The 22,131-nt window shown below is 56.0% G+C and carries 23 protein-coding genes; 8 read left to right on the forward strand and 15 right to left on the reverse strand.

Translation table 11 applies throughout. From position 1 onward, the window contains the following. Positions 1–9 precede the first annotated feature (9 nt). The 6 genes from VR863_RS07480 to VR863_RS07505 are packed head-to-tail and all read left to right on the forward strand — an operon-like array spanning position 10 to position 8,202. Complete coding sequence (locus tag VR863_RS07480; RefSeq protein ID WP_324827840.1) at positions 10–2,115, forward strand: DEAD/DEAH box helicase family protein; 2,106 nt, start codon at positions 10–12, stop codon at positions 2,113–2,115. Then, positions 2,108–2,317 carry a DNA modification system-associated small protein gene (locus VR863_RS07485; RefSeq protein ID WP_063612570.1) on the forward strand — a complete coding sequence of 70 codons (210 nt, stop codon included), beginning with the start codon at positions 2,108–2,110 and terminating at the stop codon, positions 2,315–2,317. Before VR863_RS07480 ends, VR863_RS07485 begins: the two co-directional genes overlap by 8 nt. After that, positions 2,314–4,299 (forward strand): AAA family ATPase, encoded by a 1,986-nt coding sequence (locus VR863_RS07490; RefSeq protein WP_324827841.1) that lies wholly within the window; start codon positions 2,314–2,316, stop codon positions 4,297–4,299. Before VR863_RS07485 ends, VR863_RS07490 begins: the two co-directional genes overlap by 4 nt. Beyond that, a complete protein-coding gene (locus VR863_RS07495) occupies positions 4,296–4,670 on the forward strand; it encodes a hypothetical protein (protein ID WP_324827842.1) in 375 nt (124 codons plus the stop codon). The genes VR863_RS07490 and VR863_RS07495 overlap by 4 nt, the downstream gene beginning before the upstream one ends. Position 4,671: 1 nt before the next feature. Next, complete coding sequence (locus tag VR863_RS07500; RefSeq protein WP_324827843.1) at positions 4,672–6,939, forward strand: sigma factor-like helix-turn-helix DNA-binding protein; 2,268 nt, start codon at positions 4,672–4,674, stop codon at positions 6,937–6,939. Positions 6,940–6,978: 39 nt separating this feature from the next. Next, positions 6,979–8,202 carry a putative immunity protein gene (locus tag VR863_RS07505; protein WP_324827844.1) on the forward strand — a complete coding sequence of 408 codons (1,224 nt, stop codon included), beginning with the start codon at positions 6,979–6,981 and terminating at the stop codon, positions 8,200–8,202. 205 nt (positions 8,203–8,407) lie between these two features. Here the strand turns inward: VR863_RS07505 and VR863_RS07510 are convergent, their stop codons facing one another. The 5 genes from VR863_RS07510 to VR863_RS07530 all read right to left on the reverse strand — a co-directional run bounded on the left by VR863_RS07510 (position 8,408) and on the right by VR863_RS07530 (position 12,334). Next, on the reverse strand, positions 8,408–8,737 hold the full coding sequence (locus tag VR863_RS07510; RefSeq protein WP_324827845.1) for a helix-turn-helix domain-containing protein: 330 nt from the start codon (positions 8,735–8,737) through the stop codon (positions 8,408–8,410). Continuing rightward, entirely contained in the window at positions 8,724–9,053 is a 330-nt protein-coding gene (locus tag VR863_RS07515; protein WP_324827869.1) for a type II toxin-antitoxin system RelE/ParE family toxin, read from the reverse strand. The genes VR863_RS07510 and VR863_RS07515 overlap by 14 nt, the downstream gene beginning before the upstream one ends. Before the next feature lie 68 nt (positions 9,054–9,121). Further along, positions 9,122–10,354: a tyrosine-type recombinase/integrase gene (locus VR863_RS07520; protein WP_324827846.1), complete on the reverse strand. Its 1,233-nt coding sequence runs from the start codon at positions 10,352–10,354 to the stop codon at positions 9,122–9,124. Further along, entirely contained in the window at positions 10,351–11,601 is a 1,251-nt protein-coding gene (locus VR863_RS07525; RefSeq protein ID WP_324827847.1) for a tyrosine-type recombinase/integrase, read from the reverse strand. The genes VR863_RS07520 and VR863_RS07525 overlap by 4 nt, the downstream gene beginning before the upstream one ends. A gap of 511 nt (positions 11,602–12,112) precedes the next feature. Then, a complete protein-coding gene (locus tag VR863_RS07530) occupies positions 12,113–12,334 on the reverse strand; it encodes a hypothetical protein (protein WP_324827848.1) in 222 nt (73 codons plus the stop codon). Between the two features lie 343 nt (positions 12,335–12,677). On the opposite strand from VR863_RS07530, the gene VR863_RS07535 reads away from it, so the two are divergent. Continuing rightward, positions 12,678–12,944, forward strand: a complete 267-nt coding sequence (locus tag VR863_RS07535) for a DUF6437 family protein (RefSeq protein WP_324827849.1) — start codon at positions 12,678–12,680, stop codon at positions 12,942–12,944. A gap of 66 nt (positions 12,945–13,010) precedes the next feature. Here VR863_RS07535 and VR863_RS07540 read toward each other — a convergent pair whose 3' ends face one another. The 10 genes from VR863_RS07540 to VR863_RS07580 all read right to left on the reverse strand — a co-directional run bounded on the left by VR863_RS07540 (position 13,011) and on the right by VR863_RS07580 (position 21,443). Next, a complete protein-coding gene (locus VR863_RS07540) occupies positions 13,011–13,409 on the reverse strand; it encodes a single-stranded DNA-binding protein (protein ID WP_119594256.1) in 399 nt (132 codons plus the stop codon). A 270-nt stretch (positions 13,410–13,679) separates the two neighbouring features. Next, positions 13,680–13,949 (reverse strand): hypothetical protein, encoded by a 270-nt coding sequence (locus tag VR863_RS07545; protein ID WP_324827850.1) that lies wholly within the window; start codon positions 13,947–13,949, stop codon positions 13,680–13,682. 69 nt (positions 13,950–14,018) lie between these two features. Further along, the gene (locus tag VR863_RS07550; RefSeq protein WP_324827851.1) at positions 14,019–14,954 is read right to left on the reverse strand and encodes a DUF2493 domain-containing protein; all 936 of its coding nucleotides are present in this window, start codon (positions 14,952–14,954) and stop codon (positions 14,019–14,021) included. Between the two features lie 219 nt (positions 14,955–15,173). Further along, a complete protein-coding gene (locus tag VR863_RS07555; RefSeq protein ID WP_324827852.1) occupies positions 15,174–15,614 on the reverse strand; it encodes a hypothetical protein in 441 nt (146 codons plus the stop codon). Positions 15,615–15,625: 11 nt separating this feature from the next. Beyond that, positions 15,626–16,555 carry an ArdC family protein gene (locus VR863_RS07560; RefSeq protein WP_324827853.1) on the reverse strand — a complete coding sequence of 310 codons (930 nt, stop codon included), beginning with the start codon at positions 16,553–16,555 and terminating at the stop codon, positions 15,626–15,628. 198 nt (positions 16,556–16,753) lie between these two features. Further along, the gene (locus VR863_RS14920) at positions 16,754–17,521 is read right to left on the reverse strand and encodes an E2 domain-containing protein (RefSeq protein WP_353545346.1); all 768 of its coding nucleotides are present in this window, start codon (positions 17,519–17,521) and stop codon (positions 16,754–16,756) included. After that, positions 17,518–19,110: an adenylate/guanylate cyclase domain-containing protein gene (locus VR863_RS07565; RefSeq protein WP_324827854.1), complete on the reverse strand. Its 1,593-nt coding sequence runs from the start codon at positions 19,108–19,110 to the stop codon at positions 17,518–17,520. The genes VR863_RS14920 and VR863_RS07565 overlap by 4 nt, the downstream gene beginning before the upstream one ends. Positions 19,111–19,255: 145 nt before the next feature. Further along, entirely contained in the window at positions 19,256–20,179 is a 924-nt protein-coding gene (locus VR863_RS07570) for a TIR domain-containing protein (protein WP_324827855.1), read from the reverse strand. A 66-nt stretch (positions 20,180–20,245) separates the two neighbouring features. Continuing rightward, positions 20,246–20,959: an adenylate/guanylate cyclase domain-containing protein gene (locus VR863_RS07575; protein ID WP_324827856.1), complete on the reverse strand. Its 714-nt coding sequence runs from the start codon at positions 20,957–20,959 to the stop codon at positions 20,246–20,248. A 10-nt stretch (positions 20,960–20,969) separates the two neighbouring features. Further along, complete coding sequence (locus VR863_RS07580) at positions 20,970–21,443, reverse strand: Pycsar system effector family protein (protein WP_324827857.1); 474 nt, start codon at positions 21,441–21,443, stop codon at positions 20,970–20,972. Between the two features lie 77 nt (positions 21,444–21,520). On the opposite strand from VR863_RS07580, the gene VR863_RS07585 reads away from it, so the two are divergent. Beyond that, complete coding sequence (locus tag VR863_RS07585; RefSeq protein WP_324827858.1) at positions 21,521–22,009, forward strand: hypothetical protein; 489 nt, start codon at positions 21,521–21,523, stop codon at positions 22,007–22,009. Positions 22,010–22,131 lie beyond the last annotated feature (122 nt).

A 22,131-nucleotide genomic window follows, 5' to 3' on the forward strand; every position in this document is an offset into this window, starting at 1 on the left:
GAAGCAAGGATGGTGATGGCAACGTCGCTGTCGTCGAACTCGAATGGATATTCGGGGAACTTGGCATCCCTGGATCTCGAAACCGAATACCGTTCGCTCAAAGACGATCCTGTAGAGAAGTTCTATGCGTGCTGCCTCAGGGAAGCCAAACTGTATCGCAGAGCTGCCGGATACTTCAGATCAAGTGTATTTCTTGTCGTCGGTCCAGCCATTGTCTCGTTCGTCCGAAAAGGCGGAAGGATCGAACTGATATGCTCCCCGGCGCTCGACGCTGGAGATGTCGAAAGAATTACTGAAGGATACGCGAAGCGGGGTTCGGAGTTAGCATCGATCCTCATCAAGCAGTTTGATACTCTGCTTGCTAATCCACAAACCGCGCTAGGAGCAAAAACGCTTGCCACACTGATAGCGGTTGGATCGCTCGATCTGAAGATCGCCATGCGGCGAGATCGGCGAGGGATCTACCACGAAAAGATCGGAATCTTTTCCGATGCGCAGGGTAACCGAGTGAGCTTTAAGGGATCCGCAAATGAAACTTGGAGCGGTTGGAGCAACGACGGCAATTTCGAATCTATCGAGGTGTTCTGTAGCTGGCGAGGCGGCCTTGAGGCTGACCGCATTGACAAGCATGATGCTCATTTTGATCGACTTTGGAGCGCCAGGGACGAAGACATTGAAGTTTGCTCCCTGCCAGAAACAGCCAAAGAGTATTTCGAGAAATTCGCTTCGCCAGATTTGGCGTCTTTGCCATCGGAAGAGACGATCGAAAAAATGCCTCGCAGAGTTCCTATGCCTCACCAGGCCAATGCGATCGAACGCTGGATTAAGGCCGGCAGGCGCGGGATCTTTGAGCACGCGACAGGCAGCGGTAAGACATTCACCGCAATAACTGCAATCAGACAGCACATACTCGAGGGTAAACCGGCGCTCATCTTAGTGCCTAGTAGACTTCTCCTATCGCAGTGGGCGGACGAAGTAGCGGACGAAATCCCAGAGGCAGCGCTGTTGTTGGCTGGTGCCGGGAACAACAAATGGCGAGGTTCGGGTAGACTTCCGGCGATGACGGACGCCGACGTTTCCCTTGGACCGAGAATAATCATCTCGACGATGCCAACGGCTGCGTCCGAGGAGTTTCGCGCTAATGTGACCGCGGGTGATCATCTCTTAGTGGTGGCGGACGAAGTGCACCAGATTGGTAGCAGAGAAAACTCGAAATTTCTTGCGACCGAAGCAGGCGCTCGGCTCGGGCTTAGTGCGACTCCAAAGCGCTACGGCGATCCAGAAGGCACCGAAAGGATCTTCTCATACTTTGGTCCGATAGTGCTTCCGAAGATAACCCTCATGGACGCAGTCGATGCCGGTCGACTTGTTTGCTACGAATATCACCCTCACCCGGTGCATCTCTCGGCTTCCGAGGCAGAGGATTGGCTCATTCAATCCCGAGCAATTAGCAAAGAAATCGCGAGGTCTAAGAGCGACAATGAGGGTCGAAAGGTATTAAGCGAACGCGCGCGCATGATGCTGATCAAACGCGCTCGAATCGCCAAGAAAGCGGCCGCTAAGGTTTCATTGGCAACTCGTGTGATGGTCGAGGAGTTCGAACCGGGCCAGAGCTGGCTCGTTTACTGCGAAGATGGAGACCAGCTTGCAGAAGTATTGAATGCACTGAGAGAAAGAGGCCTCGATCCAATCGAATACCACTCGTCCATGGAAGGCGATCGTGAAGCGACGATGGATTGGTTTAGAAGATTCGGCGGCATACTGGTTTCCATACGGTGCCTTGATGAAGGCGTAGACATACCTGCCGTATCGCACGCCTTAATTCTTGCCTCCTCTCAGAACCCTCGTCAATTTATTCAGAGACGCGGACGCGTGCTCCGAAAATCTCCTGGAAAAGATATTGCGGTTATCCATGACGCAATTGTCACACCAGTGAACCCTGACGAGGAAGAGGACCAGATGGGTTTGCTCAGGGCAGAGCTTGTCCGCTCGGTTGAATTCGCGAAGAATGCGATCAACCAAATGGCAGCGGCGAATCTTAGAGAGATAGCGATCGAGATGGGCATCGATCCAGACGATTTCGATCCAGAAGAGGGTGATGAAATAGATGACTGAGAGCGACGATCTGGCGCTTCAAACGCTACTAGACGTGCGGCAAGAAATCGCACCGGAGCTTGACCCGGAGCTTCTTCGGGCATGCTACGAAATACAGAGGCAACATCAGTTCAACCCAGAGCGCTCGCAACCTTCGGTCGCTATGGAGAGGCTTATCGATGAAGCAGTAGATAAACTCGTACTGGGCACTGATAGCAAATGAAGCTGCATACTCTGAAAGCAAGGAACTTCATGCCGTATCGTGATCCCGTCACGATCGATTTTCCGACCGATGATCATCAAAATGTTATGCTGGTGTTCGGCGACAATATGCGCGGCAAGACCTCATTGATGAATGCATTGCGGTGGGGGTTCTACGGAAAAGCAATGGGACGACATTCGCGCCCAATTCCTTTGCACAAACTCGTTAACCGAGATGGCGCAAGAATGGATGATTGGGATGTAGATGTATTCCTGAGGTTTGAGGCCAACGGTCGAGAATACGAACTCAGGCGGACAGCGACGAGGCGGTCGCATGTCGCGACACCCAATCGTCCAGAAGATTTCATAGTGGCGACTCACCTCACGCGTGACGGGGTTGTGATTGCGGGCGATCAGGTCGAGGCCGAAATCAACAAGTTTGCCCCAGAACAGGTTGCCCGCTTCTTCCTTTTTGATGGCGAGTTGCTCGGTGAATATGAAGAGCTATTGATCGAGGGTAGCGAGCAAGGTCGGCAGATAAAAGAAGCAATCGAGCAAGTTCTGGGAGTGCCCGCACTTACTAACGGACGGGCAGAACTAGGTGCCATTTTAAAGGCCGCGACAAAGAAGCAAACCCAAGAGATGCAGCATGTGAAGGGCTTGGAACGCTCAGCAGCGAACATGAGCAGCTTGACCACGCTCCTCGAAAGTCAGGAGAAAGACCTAAGTGGCCTGGTAGAGAAAATGGCGAAGACTCGCGACGAGCGCGCAAGCCTAGAGGATGATCTCGAGCAAGCCGCGTCGTTGCTGGCGCACAAAGCAAATCTCGATGCCGGGCGAAAATCAGCAGAAGAAGCCACCGACACGCTAAAGCAAAAAAGACAAGAGAGGCACGCGATACTTTCGTCCGCTTGGCGAGATATGCTGGACGCGAAGTTGGATGCAAGGCGCAAGGTTCTTCGTGATCACCAAAAGAAAGCTAGCGATTTGCTCAAACAGCGAATCCGACTTGAGGATAAGATCGATGATATAAAGCGTGCTCTCGATCAAAAAGAGTGTCCCACCTGTTTTCAGCCATTCCCTGAAAAAGATCGAGCGAAACTCGGCACTCAGTTGGGGCAATTGGAAGGTCAGCATAGTGAACTGTGTGCCGAAGGATCTGATCATCCCGACAGTTCCTCGGAACTGGCATTGCTCGACGAAATCCGAGGAATCAATGCGCGAGACAGGATCGCGGAAATTGATCGAGATATTCGAGCCGCTGAAGTTAAATTGCAGCGTGCTGAAAATGATATCGAGCGAGTGCACGAGAAGATTGCAGGCCACGATACAGCTGAGTTAGCCCGGAAACGAGTACTACATCAGGAAAAGCTGAAAGAAGAAGGTCGACTGACTGAAGCGATAAAGCTTGGCGAGAAAACGATCGCTAAAACGAACGAGGACTTGGCAGTGGCTCGCAAGTCTATCGAAGGTTTGGCAGGAGCTAGATCCCAAAGGAGTACGGTCAAGGCTCGGGTAGCAGGGGAAGTGGAGGCATGCTTTGCCGCAAGTGTCGAGCGACTGCGTGATAAGTTGCGGGAACGAGTTCAAGATCTTGCTAGCAAGTCCTTCAAGGAAATGACCACGCAGAAATCGTATCGTGGATTGGAGATCAACGAGAACTATGGCCTCAGCATCATTGATAGCGCAGGTCATCCTGTCTCCATTCGGAGTGCCGGTGCAGAGCAAGTAGTAGCGCTGTCGTTGATTGATGGCCTCAATCGAACGGGCCGTTCAATTGGACCGGTCGTTATGGATACACCGTTTGGAAGGCTTGACCCACATCACCGCGATAACATTCTCCGTTATCTACCGACCGTCACGAGCCAATTCGTTCTCTTAGTCCACGGCGGAGAGATACGTCCTGAGACAGACCTTGCTTCGATTAAGGCAAAGATCGGTGCAAGCTATCGGATCAACGAAATATCCGAGAATCAATCGAACGTTGAAAGGGTAAGTTTGTGACCACCGATATAATCAACGTCGGACTATCTGAATCCACAGATGACAAGCTAGCCGAGCTTAAGGAGATGGGCGTATTCGCAGATAAGATCGATGGGTACCGTTTTGGGATTAGTCTCGCTCTCGCACAAGGCGCAGCACCAACTGAACTCACGAAGCGAGTGAATTTATACAATGTCGGATCACTCGACCCAGACCAGATGCTTAGACGCTCTGTCGAATGCTTAATGCCCGAACACCTGTCTGAGACTAGCGTCTACCGGTTGATTGAACGCCTCGCTGATTGGGGCGTGAACGAGCTTTATTCACAAGCCACAGCCGGCGAAATTGATTTCGTAGGTTTGCTGGAGCAGGTCAAAGCTAAGCAGAACTGAAATGTTGACTTCACTGAGGGCTTTCCTGCTAATACGTGATAATGATGGCGAGTGGACCATCGGCGTGTTCCACGGCCTCAATGAAATTGTCGACGCTTGGGACCGGGCAATTCCGAACTCTCACTGCGGAGTATTGCACGTCGGCTTTGATCGACGAGATGCAAGGTCTTTCGAAACGGTCGCGAAAGAACAGGCTGGCCGACTTCTACTAACGCCAGGGGCGCGCGGAGCTCTACCTTCTAGCTACAAATCATCGTCCGAAGCCATTGGTGATGTGGAGGGAGAACCAATATATCTAGCGCTGGATGGCTGGGGCTACACGATCGAGGACCCTGTGGCGGAGGTTTCTGCTGAAGAGCCGGAAGCCTCGGGGTGGGTAAGAGAGTTCATTTTCGAGCACGACGGTGTCCAAGCTGAACTGCTTGCGAGCGAGATATTCAATGAAGAAACTTACGTAGCGAACGAAGGGCGATTGACTGCTAAGCTGCGTGCCGAGCTGGGAAAGTTTCGTTCTGAAAAATTGCTGGGACTCGGCAATAGCGACCCTACCGAGATAGCAAGATCAGCCCCGCCATGGTTGATTTCCCGCAGTTTCTCAGAGTTTGAACTCACAGTGAGGCTCGACAACGTTTTTCGGCGAAACGGTATCGATACGGTATCTGACTTGGCCCGACACACCTTGGATGATCTCTTCAAATTCCAGAATTTTGGACGAACATCCTGTCACGATCTTTGTCGAAGCTTGATGTTGGCGATTGAAGCGGGCCCAACCCCATCACATGACGCACTTATCGCAGCTATAGAAAGTGGTGACGCGCCCGCTGACCAATGTGGGATCGCCAGCCAGAGTCTGGTCGAAGCGGTGGAAAATTGCTTTCTTGGCTTGAAGCCGCGCGAGGCAGACATCCTGAAGCGAAGAATGGGATGGAAGCGCCGACCAGAGACTCTGGAAGAGATTGGTGCTGACTACAGTGTATCTCGTGAGCGAATTCGCCAAATCGAAAGCAAGACAATTAAGAAGATAATCAGACAGGAGATATGGGATGATCTTCTAGGTGCGAAACTGAGGAATCTTCTTTCTGAACGAAAATATCCGCTGCCTCTTATTGGTGCCGCAGCACTTGATCCCTGGTTCACTGGCCTTTCCGAGTACGGGTCGGCGGCGAGATATTTGATTACAAAGCTTTGCGACGCAGGAGTTTCAGTTCTGGAAATTGATGGTGTCGAGTATCTAACGTTTCTAAAGGAGCACGATTGGGCGACGGCTCATGAATCCGCCCGACAGATGTTGGTTGGCGCCGCCGAAAATTGTTGGCCTAGGACAGAATGCGAATACCAAGTCGGGCTTCTCCTGCCGGAAGCTTCAACCGAATTTAGGGGGCTGCTTTGGGATCATTGTTCACGGAGGTGCCACTTTGCCGGTGAGGAAGGCGAGGAGGTGCTCATTTCTTACGGTAGTGGAGCCGACCAGGTGGTCGAAGCGGTCTTGCATGATGCAGAGCAGCCTCTCCACTATTCCGAAATCGCTGAGATCGCTGAAGAGCGCTTGGGGAAGGCGATAGACGAAAGGCGAGTTCATAACGCAGCGGCGGAAGTCGGATACCTTTTTGGGCCGGGAACTTACGGTACGTTGCGACATATGGCTGTAGAACGCGGTGATTGGGAAAGCTTCGCAGCAGAGGCAATTGATATTGTATACGAAGGCGAACGTGGTCGACAATGGCACGCCTCAGAGCTGCTTCTAGCATTAGCCGAACGCGAAATAGATTTGCCTTCCTGTTTCGATAAGTATCAGTTGGATATCGCTCTGAAGCAAACTGCAGAATTGCAGTCATTTGGTAGGATGGTTTGGTCTGACGGAGACGACACTGTGTCGAGTGGACGTGTGGACATTCGGCAAGCCGTCATCGCGATTGTTAAGGATGCAGGATCCCCGATTACAACATCCGAATTGCGTCAGCGTTTGGTCGCCGTACGCGGCATTAATGAAGGAATGCAGTTCCATGTCGTCCATCCCCTTATTAAGTTAGATGCTAAGACTTGGGGAATCAATGATCGCGATATTGATCTCAAATATGACGAGCAGACAGTATTTCTTAACACTGTCTACTCAGTTCTAAGAGATAGGGGAGAACCTATTAGCATCACAGAATCTGCACGGATGTCTCCGAAAGTAGTACCTAACCGAGCGTTACGATGCTTGTTCTATCAAGATGAAAGGTTCCGCATCGACAACCAGAGATTATTATCGCTTGCAGAGTGGAAGTGATTTCATTTTGTCGATGAAACTTTGAAAGGTGCCCCGCGAATGGCAGAGGCGTTGAACTTTTCGCTTTCGATCGCAGACCTCGATAATCTGGATTTGTGTGTTCTTTATAAGGATCAGATACGCCCTGCTTTGCTTGAGCTTACCGGGGGGGCCACCAAGAAGCGCCTTACAATGCGCGATGCCTCGTCCTCACTCAAAAACCCAATAAGCGTTCGCCAACTCCTGGTCCCAATAGCGCGGGTGGCACAGACCGATTCTGTCGTGAAGGATCGGCTGACGGGCTTCATAAACGATTGCGCAACAAGAGCCCTACGCAGCTTCGAGGAAGAATACCCTTCGGACGATCGTCCCCGAAAGTCGATCATCGCAACCAAGTCTTTTTTATCCGGCGAACTCGACGAGGGTGGCTGGACGCAAGCATACAAAGATGGTCTCGCCGCTTGGGCTGGCTGGTTCGCGCCGAAAGGTTTTTATGCGAGCGCAGAATGGGCCGCGCTGGATTTTTCGAGTTGGCATTATCCGAAAGTACGCGGTTCGGCATGGGCCATCTGGGCAGAGTGGGGAGCGCTTAACCTGCTCGCTTATCTTGGAATGGATTATCGCAAACGTGAAAAGCCTGACGAGATCGATGAGGAGAATGCGACGACACATGAGTGGGCTGTCGAGCGTATTGCTCTTTGGTTAGAAGAGGACGCTCCAGAACCATTGCCGCTGCCAAATCCCCCACTCTCGGGGCGAGGAATTGACCCGCAAGCAAATTGCGAAGCAGAATACGTTCAGGAATATTACATGCAGTGGCCGACCATCGCTGCCTATCCGACCGGGCTCAGAGAAATCGGCAGACTTCAACTGGAACGCAACGCCGGTATCGAGATTCCGGAGGGAGTTAGAAAGATCGGCGAAATCGATGTCTCCGATCATCCTGTCGTGAAATTGCCCGTCAGCTTACGAACGGTCGGAACTGTGGATGCCTCCTACGACGGATACGTCGAACTTCCCGAAGGCGTAGAAACGGTCGAAAGCATAAGGCTTTATCTCGACTCCGTTGTTCATCTCCCAAACTCAATCCGCAGGGTCGGTAGCATCAACACAGAGGTGGAATCGCACATCGACGATATAGGAGTAGACGACGAGGATGAGTTTTGGGAAGGCATAGAGCAACAGGAGGCCGAGGGTGTGAAAGGTTACCCGTTCTACGACTCTTTCGTCTTCTACAACGGTCGCTGCTTCATAAAAGCGAGGCGAGATCTGACTTTCGAGTGAGTTGACTGATTACTCTGTCGGCTCTCTAAGCATGGGCTAGTTGAATAAGAGTGTGTGCGCTGATTTATCTGAAAGTCTCGAATTTTTGACCATAAACGAAGAGTGCCACTGTAGTTGTAGTTTGCAATGAGCAATGCTCCGGCACTTTGAATTCCAGCTTTCCGAAATCCTCTATCCGGAAAAAACAGGCAGAACGTGGCCCCGATTAAGCCACAGCATCCAACCCGTTGCGCTGAATAATCGAAAGTAACCTTAGCGCCGGTCCCCCTGGCTTCTTCGCTCCGCGTTCCCAGTCGGATACGAGGTTCTTCGAAACGTTGAGGTAACGCGCGAACACCGGTTGCGAGACATGCTCCGCTTCGCGGATGGCTTTGATCTCGTCCGGCGACAGAACAGGCGCAGGCGCAAGGCAAGCCTCGTCGAACTCGCGCATGGTGCGTTTGTCGATGCTGCCAGCGTCGTGGAGGCCTTCCATCATCTCGTGGACGGCGGCTATCGCGTCGCTCTTGTAGGTCTTTGCCTTAGCCTTGCTCATCGTCTTTCACCTCGACCAATCGGCCTGCTTCAACTTCCGTTTCGATCTGGCCCTCGTCCAACTCCAGCATGAAGCCAGCAGCCTTGCGATAGACCTTCAGTTCCGCCGCACTCAGGTTCGCCTTGGCACTTTTGGCGAAGGCAAACACGAATATGGCCCGCTCGCCGAAGCGGAAGATCAGGATCGAGCGATAACCGCCCGATTTGCCTCCACTCTGACGCGCGATGCGCTGCTTGATGAGGCCGCTACCGAGATCGGCATCGATCAGGCCGGCCCCGGCCCGACGTACGACATCAGCAAGCGTTGCATCGCTAATCTTTTCCTTTGCTGCGTACTTGGCAAACCAGCGGTTGGCCTAGATGCGGATGCGCGGGTTCTTAAGGTTCACAGCACCACCTGACTATCATACATAGTGTTATGGTTCAATGGTTGGCTATTGCCCATCATTTCTTCGATCAGGTCGCCAACCCGCTGCCCGGCTTCGATGACCGGGCCATCGTCAAGATGCGCGTAGCGGGCGGTGGTGGTCACATGCCTGTGACCAAGCAATTTGCCGATCATTGGCAGGGTTTCTGAGCGGGCAGCCGCGTGGCTGGCGAAACTGTGCCGCAAGTCGTGGAGGCGCACCCCCGGCAGTTGCGCCTCCGCACGCACATCTTTCCAACATTCATCCACGACCAGAGGTCGGCGTGTCCTCGGATTCCAGAATACCTCGGGGTGGTCCTTGTGGCGTGGCAGACATTGCAGGATCGTCCATGCGGCTTCGCCAAGCCATACCGTGCGCGGTCCAGTCTTGCTGTCAGTCAGTCGCAAGCGCCGCGCCTTCACCTCGCTCCACAACAGCCCGGTAATCTCTGACTTACGGCACCCGGTCAGCATCAACAGGTAAAGCGCCGCACAATGAAGTGGGTGCGAGTTACGGCGTTTGTTGAGTGCCTCGCCCAGCCTCTGGAACTCCTGGTCGGACAGGAAACGCTCGCACTTGCGCCGCCGATTCATGCGGACTGCAATGCAGGGGTTCGAACCCTCTGCTTTGATACCCCACTCCTCCGCCTTGTTCATCAAGGCGCGCAGGATTTCATAAGACCGGTTGGCAGCGCCCGGACCTCCGATGTCGGTTACGCGATTGAACCAATCCTGGACCTGAGCTTCGTCGATCTCGTCGAGGAACAGCCCTGCGAATGCCGATTGCAGATAGTTCTGGCGATAAAGACCATGCGTCGTCTGTGTCGATGGCTTCCAGCTCGGCGCGACCTTCTGCCAATAGGTATCGAGAAAGTCGGAATAGAGCGGCACCTTGCGTCGCTGCTTGCATTTCTCGGCAGGGTTCTGACCCACCTGCGCGCGGAGCAGAACGCGGCGAGCTACATCCATCGCCCTCGCCTTGCTCAGCACCTTGGCATTGCCGATCGTCACGGTGCGTGTGCGCCCCTGCATCGCCGCCTGAACAATGTAAATTCTCCGTCCGCTGGCATAGTGTCGGATGCCAAAGCCCGGCAATTGATTCGACCAGATCGTTTGCCGCAACTGACTGTCGCCATCGGTCCTGCCAATCGCGACGATCTTCATCGACCCCATTTCCTCAGCGACGATGGACTTGAGAGTGTGCGCGTTCATCGGCCCACTCCCACCAGTCGTGCAATCGATCCAGAAACACGCTCGGCAGCATCGGCTACCACTTCATCCGAGAGATGCGCGTAGCGCGATGTCGTTTCAGCGAGGGCGTGGCCGAGCAGCTTGCCAATCACCATCAGCGAGATGTTGTCGCGAATGGCGGTCGAAGCGAAGCTATGACGCAGGTCATGCAGGCGCACGTCGGGCAATGCGGCGCGATTGCGGATTTCCGGCCAGTACATGCTCAGCTTCGCCGGCCTATTGGGATCACGCGCCGAGGGGAAAAGCAGCCCGCTCGCCTTTCGATCCGGGATCGATGCGATGGCGCTCACAGCCTGCCGATTGAGATAGACGATCTTCGCCCCGGTTTTGCTGTCCGGCAGCATCAAGCGAAGTTCCTGCACCCACTCCCAGCGAAGCTTCTCGATCTCGCCGCAGCGCGCGCCGGTGTAGATCAAGAGACGGATCGCCGCGACGACGAGTGGAATCTTCTTTTCGCAGTCATTCAACACGGTCGCCAGTTGCCCATATTCACGGGCGGAAAGGAAACGCTCCATCCGTTTACGCTTGTAGCGCGGCGTGCCTCGGCATGGGTTCGATCCACGCGGTCGAAGGCCCAGCTTCTCGGCATAGCTCATCATCACTGACAGGATCGGAATGGTTCGATTGAAAGTGCCAGTCCGCTCGGCAAATCCGTCGCGCCAGAACAAGACATCAGCCTTGGTGATCTCATCGACACGGCGATTGCCGAAAGCCGGAAGGATATGGCGTTTGATGCTGCCACGGTTGCCGCGCCGGGTGCTTGGTTTCCAGTGCCGCGCATAATCTGCCCAGAAGTGTTCGGCGTAATCGCGCATCAACGGCGCCTGTTTGGAGCCCGACCTGCCAGTCTTGCGTGTCGGCAGACCGTCAAGCGCCACCTCGATCAGCTTGTCGCGCGCCAGTCTTCGCGCTTGCCTTGCGGTGATCTGACGCGATGTGCCGAGCGAAACGCGCCGCTGTTTGCGGCGCTGCCGGAACATCACGAACCAGGTCCGTCGTCCTGAGGGATGCAACCGCAGGCCAAAGCCCGGCAGGTCTTCATCCCAATACTCAATCATTTCGTTGCCAGGCTTGCGCCGGGCGATATTGCCGTTGAGCCTTACCCTCCGCGCGCTTGGGTCACCCTTCCCCTCGCGCTCATCAGACGCTCCGGAAATCAAGTGATTCTGGCTTGATTTTTCAGGTAGCAAATGGCCATTTGCACCCATTGTTCTGCTCCTCGATTTCGAGGAACAAACTCAGGCAACCGTTTGGTAAATAATACCTTTCTGCGGCAGAGCTGCGTACGGTGTGCCAATTCTGTTCCCCATTGCGCGGCGAAATCCGGTGACCCTGGTCGTTCCGTTCTCGAAGGCATTTTCCAGCAATGCCCTTGGCGGCGCGAGCAACCAGTTCGGGGCGGTAAACGAGCCTGATCTGCAACTGAACGAATAATACGCACAAGGACCGCACCCCCCGCAAAGGCGGCGGCAAAGGAGCGCGTGCGGTGCCCGGGACCGGGGCCTGTCGGTTCCCGCGGCACCGCGCCGGTCCGACCCGCTGTCGTTCGGGAGTGCGTGCGGGGCCCAGAACAAGAAGGCCGCGCCCGCAGGAGCACCGCCGAAGGCGGGGCGGGACCGAGCGCGACCCCAGCCCCGTTCCGCTTTTCGTCCCGCTCCAGTGCCAGCGAACACGAAAAAAGGGCAGGAACCGTCACCGGCTCCTGCCCTCGTATGGTCGTCAGTATTCGTCCAGCATGGCCCCATGGACCGTGTGCACCACGCGGCTGGCGAGATGCGTAGGCAGCGCGTTGTAGTCACCCTCGTCCAGGGCGAAGTAGCCCAGGTCTTCATCTTCCACCACGTGCTGGTCGAAGAAACTGTGCAGGGCGCGCCTTTCGGCAACTGCAAGCGCTTCGAAATAGCTGTGCGCGTTCGTGTCCAAGGTGCTGAGTGCAGTCATGATATCCTCCTGAAACCTGTCGCTGAGACGACAGGAAACAGGCGGAGGGGCATGGGGCCGGCGGGTCAGGGATCGCCCCGAGGGCGACCGCGAAGCGGCGGTGGGGGCAACGATTTTGTCGGACCGGAGCAAAGCGCAGGGGAGGCAAAATGGTGGGGCCCCGCCGTCCTTGACGCGCCGCCCCTATGCCCATCACCCTTGGAACTCGGTGAGCCAGCCCCCTCCCCCGCTCCGTTACGTAGTGCAAGGGACGACCTGCGCGATTGGACTTTCCTACAGGCTGTGCCCGGGTGCATGTTGATCGAAGGGAGGATCCACCGAGGGGTGCAGGAAAGGAACCCCGATGCCAACCAAACGAAGCGCTGTCGCAGCACTCCGGAAACTCGAATCCGACCGGCTGGCACTCGCCGAGCGCCAGAAACAACTTGAGGAGCAAGCCGCCCTTGAACTGGGCCGCATCATCCTGGGCACGGGACTTGAGACCTTCTCGAAGAAGGCGCTCGCAATAGTTGCCGGAGAGCTCGGAAAGCTCGGCGAAGAAGCATCTCTGCGGAGGCTGCTTCCACCGGCTCGCTCATCTTCTCGCACCGACGAGTCATCAGAAGAGTAGGAACAGTAAGAAGGGGCCCTGTCCGGTAGGACAGGACCCCTTCGGGAGGGAGACCGACGGGAGAGTTCAGTCGATCTCGGGAGCGTCGGTGTTGTCGTTGTCGTCACCCGAGCCGTTACCGCGGGAGAGAAAGTCGACCTTGTCGGCGAGGATCTCGGTGCCGTAGCGCGTAACCCCGTCCTTGTCCTCCCATTGGGTGTAGTGGATGCGGCCCTGGACCGATACCAGCTGGCCCTTGGAGCAGTACTGACCGACGGTTTTGGCGAGGCCGTTGAAGCAGGTCACCCGGTGGAACTCGCTTTCCTTGGCGGTGTAGCCGTTCTCATCCTTGTAGGTCTTGCCGTCCTTGTCCCGTGCGGGGCGATCGGTGACGACGGTGATCCCGGTGACATTGGTGCCGCCCTTGGTCTCGCGGGTGTCGGGATCGCGAGCGATGCGGCCGGTGAGGATTGCGATATTGGTCATGATGAAAGTTCCTTCGGTTCCTCAAACCGGAGACCATCTCCGGCTTGCGAACATCCAGAAGAAGCAGGACATGGGAGGACTGCACCGCAGGCCTGAAGGGCCGAAGGGAAACCGGTTCATGACGGGTGGTGCGGGCAGGCGCGCGAAGCGCGACCACACGGCCGGAAAGGAACGGGTTGCTGTCCTCAGCTGACCTGGTTCAGGACTGTTCGCGAAGAAAGCCGGATGGGTATCGGGTGCGGGTCTGAAGCTGCCAAGACCCTGCTGCAATCAGCCTGCTCCATCGCCTTCCGATGCCGCCAGTAGATCCATGAAGTTGCGGGCTGCTTCCCGGTCTTCATCGTTCTCGAAGGCCACATCAAGATCGGGGGCGGACCCGAACATGTGCAGGAACGACCACAGTGCAAAGCGCTTGCCCCGGTCCTTCTCAAGGCCGAGATCGACCCGGCAATGCTCAATGCCGGCTGCAAAGGTGTCGGGGGCAACCCCGGAAAGGTCGCTGGTGGCAAAGTAGCGCTGTAGCAGATCGTCAAGTTGCATGACCGGTCCATAGTCGGGTCCGCGCCGAATGCACATCCAGGCAATTCAGATATGGATGACGAAGGGTCCTCAGGGCCCGGGAGAGGTACCCAAGAGGCCGCGACGATCGACTACGGTGATACGGCGCGCCTTGGCATCGATGACAAGCCGTTCGGTTACACCATTGCCCGGAAAGGCGACGACGTAACGCGGACCCAGCGAAAGCATCTGCTCGTTGCGCTTGAACCCGGCGCGGGCACCAAGCCGACGATCGAGCGAATAGGTCAGCTGCTGGACTTCGCGGCGTTCGGCCCAGCTTGCGGCCAGGCGATCGGCACCCTTGCCGTCGCCGCCATGGACCAGGAAGAGATCGGGAACCGCATCGCGCACCTTGTCCAGCGTCGCCCAGATATTGTCGGCATAAACGCGCGCGTCCTCGGCGCTCTCGAAGATCTGACGACCACCGGCAAAGACGATTGGAGTTCCTTCCGGGATCAGGGCATGACGCCGGTTCTCGGCACGCGCGCGGAGGAAATCGCGGGCATCGATCACAGCCGAGGTAAGGTGGCGCGAATGGCTCGTGCGCGAGCCGGAAACGGGCTTCCACGAGGAACCGGTCTCGTCGCGATAGAGTGCTGCCGCAGCCTCGCGCATCTGTTCGAAGGCCAGCATGCTGGCTTCGGCAGCCTGCGCGCGCTCGACCTGCTCTTCAAGATTGCTCGAGTGCACTTCGGAGCCATCCGCTGATGCGAGGAGGACCCGGATCTCGTCGCTGGCCCGGTCGAGCTGAGCGGACTTCCGGCTGGCGGCACGGTGAAAGAGATTGACCACGCCCCATGCAATGTCCTCGGCATCGGCCTCCAGGGCCGTGTCGGAAAACATCGCGAAAAGATCGGACCAGACTGCAGCGAGGGTCTGCTCGATCGCGTCCTCGCAGGGAAAGTCGGTTTCGTTGAACGGGGCTGGCCTGATGGTGAGGCCTGAAAGGTCGAGGCCGCTCAATTGCTCGATGAAGCTGTCGTACATGGGGTGTCTCCTGATCGCGGGGACAAGGAGAGGAGGCACCATTGCCTCGATCCTGTCCGCCGGAGCCCGATCAGGGCCGGTAAAAGGGGCGTGACGCACCGCGCAGCGGGAAACCTGCGGCCCTAGGCTGGCGCGGGCAACACGGGCCGACGGGCCGCAGGTTGCGGCGCGCCCCGACCGGCCCAAGGGCCTCTCCCGGCGGACCGGGATGAGGCAGGATCAAAACCCGGTGTCGCTGGTGGATCGGGAGCGCTCGAAGATCGCTTCGCCATTCGAGAACCGACCGACCATGCGCAGCTCACCGAACAATTCGATGAACCTTGCCGACACCTGGTCGAGCCAGTGCTGTGCCCTCGCCGCTCGTGGGTTGCAGAAATCAGCCTCCCAGTACCGGGCATCGTCGCGTTCGGCGAGCCAGATCGCGGCAAGGCCGCAATAGGTCGATATGCCGCAATCGGCGAAGGCGTTGCGCAGGAGGATACGATCTTCGCGGTCACGCCATCCGTCGAAGCGCTCGAAAGAGGGAAAGGCCGCTTTCGCGGTATCGATGATCTCGTCGACGAGGCACTCGTAGACCCAGTCGATATCGTCGTCTTCGCCGTCATCAAGCAGGCGAAAGGTCACCAGAGAGCCTGTCGGATAACTGACAGAACGTCCCATCTCACTGCTCCTCAGGCTGCATCGGCAAGATCGATGTCGGTCTCGCCTTCGCTAGATTGCTGGCCACCCAGTTCGAGTAACAGGCTTGCCGCTTCCTCGGCCTTTGCTGCAGCCGTCAGGATCGCGCGTTCGTCCGATCTGAGGATCTTGAGCCAGGACGCGATGTAGCTGGCGTGATGGTCGAGGTGGGTGACTGGAAGGCCCAGTTCGGCCCCAAGAATGGCCGAGGACAGTTCGGCGATCAGTTCTTCGGCAGCATAGGCCTCGCTGCCAAACCGGTTCTTGAGATCGCGATTGAGGCGCGAGGAATGCCCCGTCCAGTGCGATAGCTCGTGTGCAAGCGTCGCGTAATAGTGGTCGTAGGCTTCGAAGAGCTCGGCTGGCGGCATGGTGACCCGGTCGCGCAACGGCTCATAGTAAGCCTGCGCACCATGGTGGCGCAGGTCTGCGCCGACATGAGCAATGAAGGCATCAAGGCGATCTTCTCGTCCATCGGGCTCCAGCGAGGCAACCAGTGGCTTGGGATGGTAGAAGTCGGGAAGGCCGTCGCACTGGTCGGCATTGAACACGGCATAGGCCTTGAGCACGCGCCGGTTCTCGGTGTCAGCCTCGCCTTCGGCGTTCTCGACCTCCTTGGTGTAGCTCTTGTAGAAGATTGCGATGGTCGACTTTTCGCCCTTGCGGACCTGTCCACCAAGCGCCTGACACTGCCGGTATGTCATCCAGTATGGCGAAGTGTAGCCACAGCCATCAGACACCATCCACAACCAGAAAGTGTTCATGCCGCGATAGGGCGTTCCGCAGGAGCGCAACGGGCGTGAAACCGGCACACCGCGCCACGGCTTTACCCAGGGTTTTGTGCCTTGCTCGAGTTTTTCGATTATGGCGGCAGTAATACGCTCCGCTGGCGAGGTCGAAGCACTGCGGCGATACTTGGTCATGGGAGATCTCCTGATCGCCGAGACGGAATTGTCCCGGAACACACAGGAAGAGCTCACTCTTCTCTCCTCAGAGCTCTGTTACGCTCTCAATTTTCGGATATTGAATTGGTGCAATTCTGGCAAAATGCCACATTCAAACTGATCAGTTGGCAAACCAGAATTATACAAATCGTGCGGTACAGTCGTCATCTGATAATCTCACGACGACCTATCATCTTTAGCCGCTTGATCTTCATGTTCCGCTAGCCGACAGCCTCGCATGGTCCTGCAGCATTTCACTCCCTCAGCAAACACATGCTGCCAATAGTCCTCCAGCGCCACGCGTCGTTTTTTCTCTGTATGGGCCAGTTCCACAATGTTAGCACGCTTATCGCAGTCTGCGCGTAACGTGCGCACCTTGCGCCCCCTAGCACGTCGCAGACAGCCACGGGGACATAGCGCCCTCCCATTTATGGGCTGGCCCTTTTTGTCGAAGAGATGCAACGTCGGATCCGTGATCCAGCTAGGCTCGCCCAATCTAGCCGCGGCATATTCGTCGTCGAGCCCAGCCTCATTGGCCAGCTTGAGGGCCTTTTCGTGATGCTTCCCGGCATCGCCATGGTCGAGAGCTTGGTTGGGAGGCCAGACGCGTGTCCTCTCCGCGACCATCTGGCAGCGGATGAACTGATGGAGCTGCGTCCACCAATTGTCGGCATCAGAAGCGGAGCGAACCGTCAGATAGCGGAGGCCGAGGCAGAACGTCCTGTCGAACTGAATGTGACGTTCAGGACACCGAGCAGGTAGGCCGGTGCCGGGCACCATCTCGCGCACTTTCGGCTTCGGATCGCCGAAGATATAAAGTTGGAGACCCTCCGTCCAAGGTGATTTGGTTAGTCGCACGCGACCCACGAGTGTTTCTCGTGCAAGCTGTTCGATGGAGAACCAGGCTGGGACTCTGGCGCCCAGCAAATCGAGTGCAGACTTCACCGCAGATCATGCGCTCGCATCGGCGTGGAGGCCTCCGGTTCGTGCGCGCGCATAGGATCGGGTTCTGCACCGGTGTTTAAATAGGGAGACGGCATGGTGCCAAAGAGAACCTCGGCCGTGTCGACATCTAAGTTGTCGAGGATCCGATCCGCCGAGAAGGCCTCGCGGACTGTCGCCGGTGACTCCCTGAACGCTCTATCTCCAAGGGCAGTCTGGTGCCCCTCGCAGCGCCTTTGCTCTGCTTCAGAAACGCAGGTAGCCTTACTTGCGGCCGCACGGACGCTGGCTTCTCCCCTGAGCCCCAGTCGGCAGATGGGCGTGCTTCCGAACTCGATACCGATAGCCAGTCCCAGATTTTCGGTACCCGGCAGCATCTCACGGCATAGCTCGAAGGAGGATCGCAGCCCGGCGGCAGCCGACACTGACGATTTCATTGTCGCCATCGCGTCGGTATTTGCCTTGTCGCCTTCAGCCAAGAGCCCATGGATGCAGTCGCCGATATAGCGCACCTTGCGCCCGCCGAAGTCGTCGCGCAACACGGCACCCATCTCGGCGCGGATAACGTGAAGATTGGCCACCGCCTCGGCTATCCGTCCTGATGTGATTGCGCCGTCGATATAAGCGGTGAAGTTGTCTACGTCCGCGAAAATCGAAGCGAGGTCCATGCGGATGGCGTTACTCGGCGGATGGTTGGCGTAGTCGATGTCCTTCAGCGGCGGTTCTTTGTGGTGGAAGCGGAAGACAGCTTCACCACCACCATCACTTTTGCGCATCTCGAAGTTCGCTGTGACTGCCGCATAGGCCTTTTCCAATCGCTCATTGACGCTGCGCCGGACGTTCGCGGTTACGACATCCTGACCGAGGTAGCCACGTTCAACATCCTCGGTAAGCACTACCTTGCCATTGAACGGATCGGCGTTCTGTCCCAGCGCCGTTGCTGCCCTGTTACTAAGGTTCAGCCCTTCGACATCGCCGTCTGCCAGCTTCGCGGCATGATTTGCCGGACTTCCGATGAACAATGGTTCGCGCTCGTCGCGTCGTCCTGAATCGATCGCGACTGCTGAGCCGCTGTCGATGCCGATGCAAACACTTGTCTTGAAGTTGGGATGGTCGTCACCCAGCCGCTCCACCATCTCGCGGAATGCCGCCGCAAAGGCCACAGCGACGCGGACACGATCACCTTCCGCGTCAGCTCCGTCTGGAGTGAGCACAACGGCGTGAAGTCGCGAACCGTGGAAGTCCACCCGTTGCATATCGAACTCATCGATCAGTTCGTCGCAGGCACGATAGTGAGCATGGAGGAATTCGAGCGCACGCTGATGGCTCGCAGGTGTCTCCCTACCCGCTTCAGTGAGAACGTCATTAAAGTCGATTAGGTTTGCGTAGACATGAACCCCGTTTGTCGTAATGGCTCGGTTCCGCGGGATGTCCAGCAACGCGGCTCGCATGGCAGTATCGACAGCGAAGCCTTTCTGAACCCTCGCCTCGGTCAGATAGCTCCGGAAGTCCTCGACCTTGATGTCGCCTTCGGGAACACTTTCCATGAACTTCGCAATGCGTTGCCGTGCGCGATCTTCGCTCCAAACCATCCCGTAACTTCTCCATAGACGCCGCCGATGGGTGGTCGCCGATTGATTCGATAACAGTCGGAACGTTAGCAGAACATTTTTGGGTAAGAAAACGTGTGTAACAAGTTTTTCGCAGGGATTGTGGATGATTATCGCAGTATAGGGGTCATCCGTTGAATGGACCCAGCTCCTTGATGTGGGAACGCAAGGCGTTGCACGCGGGAGCCATGAGCGCTGCCGCGTCTTTGCCTGCCGCATAGGTGTAGGGAATGGTAGTCACGCCGGCTAGGTCGCTGGGAAGTTTAACCTTTTCCTCTCGCGGCTCCATCAGGATAGCGCGCGTTCGCCCCAAACGTCCCATAAACATACCAAGTTCGAATACGACGTTGTCCCGTGGCGCTGGCCAGTCCTGGCCACGGAAGAGCGTCATGTCGTCGCTGTGCGCAACCGCGACGGCGAAGTCGGAATCGTCAAGTTCCGTCTCTAGGGATTCAATTGCATAGCTTGCGACCTTGAACACGTCGTCGGTCCACAAGCGGACTACGAAGCCATCGTGCGCCAATGCGTCCTGGATCTTCCGTGCGACGTCCAGTGCCTCGGCGGACGAGATGACAAACACCCTGATCTTCTCGCGGTGCGCCCCGACCAGCTTGTTTCGTTCCAAGAGACGCCGCGCCAATGTCCTCGCGATTACGCGATATATGTCGGAGTGTCTGGACGCGATGTCGGATATGTCGGCATAGCTAAACTTCGCGACTAGCGCCGTTTCTGATGCCACGACGTCAGCTGAGCGATGCTGTGAGGGTTCGACCACGACCATTTCACCAATATGGTCACCTCTACCGCGCGAGGCGACATCTCTTCCGTTTACTACGATCCTGAAACTGCCCGCCACAATCAGGTAGAGGTCGTTGTCGTCGCCCCCCTGCGAGATGATCGCTTCGCCTTCCGCTACCTCGATGAGCTCGGCGCGGTCGGCCAGTTCCTCGGCGAGAGCCCGGTTGCCGCACACGACCTGTTGCTGCAGCATGGCATCGATCAGGTTGCCGCGCCCCGCGTCACCCTGAAAACGGTCGATCAATCCACCCAAGTAAATAACCTCCAATATGACCCCGGATAGATTCCCTAGTCATCCATACGTATCCTAGCTCCCGATCTAGGGTTTCTTCCAGTGGTTTGATTTGTAAACAGTTTCTGTTTTGCCGGCGAAATTGAATTCGCTACGCGTCCAAGCAATGTTGCCATCAGCATCTTGCTTGGCCTTGTGGTTAAGCTTGCTGTAAACGCGGCTCGAAATGTAGGTGTGGTAACCCGTGTCCCGCACGTCCGATAGCTTTGCAGAAAAACTCGCTGCCTTACCAATCCAAATAAGGTCGTTATTGTCTCTTATCCCGGAGCGTACTGCCCTCACTTCGCCAGTGTCGATCCCAGAACAGTTTCGAATCTCTATATCATTGTTCCTGACTGAGTTAAATTTTGCCCTGGCTTTTGGACTTATAATTTTCCGCACGGCCCAGTGGATCTCACGTCCGCAAATTGCGGCATTGCTATTCTTTGCATTGCCAATGAAGACCCCCATCACGCGATCACCGTCAAAGCTCCTTATGGCACCTCCATGCTTCACAATCAGTCTCGTAGAGCAGTCCAAGAACGCTCGAATAATCTTCGCAGTAGTCGACCATGGACAAACGGACGACAGCTTTGCTGAGCCCGCCAGATCGGTATACAGAAATGTAGCGTCTATTTTGACGGCGCCGTCCTTCAATGCAACATCCGCGGTGGTCGGGACAACCCGGCCATCCCGTTCATTGAAGGTGGTGCCAAACAACGTATCGACACGATCGTTCAGGAATTCTTCGTTTACTGGCACGGCGCTAGTTCTAAAAACCAGTGAAGGAGATGGCGAGCGCCCACGGAATCAGAGCCACTAGTGTCGTGACGAAAGATTGCTTCAGCGCCGCGTACTTTGCGGACAAAATCTCCGAGTTTCGCCAAATCTGGCCTGACAGATCTCGGAGCCAATCTTGCTCATCGAGATTGATAAATTCGTTGATGAAAGTGCTCTCCGTCTTCGACGCGATGGATTGAAAATAGACGTATGAGCCACTGCCACCTTTAGTTTGAGGATAGGCACAAATATATAGCTGCACGAAGGAATAGATGAGAGCCAAAACCGTCAATACGGAACTGAGGGTGGTGTACCATTCATGCAAGTCAGTTGGGTCAAAGCGCGCCGCCAATACACCAAGCATAGTAGAGTTAATTGCAAAAAGACCAGATGCCTTTCCGTCGACACGAGGAAAGAAATTCAGAATACGGTTCAATTGATCCGAGGCTACGTTGCTATTGATCATCAATAATTTCCGGGCTGGCCTCAGGGAAGACCCTGTCGTAGGAGCGCAATTTACAGCATCCCTATCGAATTAGCGATATGATGCTGCGCAACGAGATAGGATACGTATTGGAAGATAGCCAGCCGCAAACCGATGGCGAAGACCGCTCACCTCTCGCAAAGCACTTAGAGAACGAGATGATCCTCCTTCGTGCAGACTTCAAAAAAATACTCGAGCCTGACAAGCCATTGTTTGAATATGCCAACTATGTCCTTCGTCTTGTGGCATGGTGGGTTGCGATAGCCGTCGGTCTCAGCGTTGCTGACGGTATCGAAGAAGTTCGGTGGCGTCTCCTTGCCTATGCCGGCTTAGCGTTTGCCGCCGCTTTCGGGGCCATGCTCGCTTTTCGCTTGCTAATGATCAACCGAGCAATGGCTGACGCGATCTCATGGCGTTATCATCAACGAGGGTACCGGGGCTTGATACTCGCCATAGCTATCAGCGCCTCCTTGGTAGTGCCTACCGTGACGTTAGTTCTGCTGATCTGGGCGGCAATCGTGCGTTTGGGCCCGCTTTCTACACCTTAGTCGTGAGTGACTGTTCAATCTCGACACACTCCATTTCCCGAAAGGTAGATAGCCAACCTCTATTACTCATTCTGGACCGGCTTTGGACGGCTTAAGGCTTGATATGGAAAAAGCGGCCCGCC

This window comes from Qipengyuania zhejiangensis (assembly GCF_035607565.1).
GTDB classification, from domain to species: Bacteria; Pseudomonadota; Alphaproteobacteria; order Sphingomonadales; family Sphingomonadaceae; genus Qipengyuania; species Qipengyuania zhejiangensis.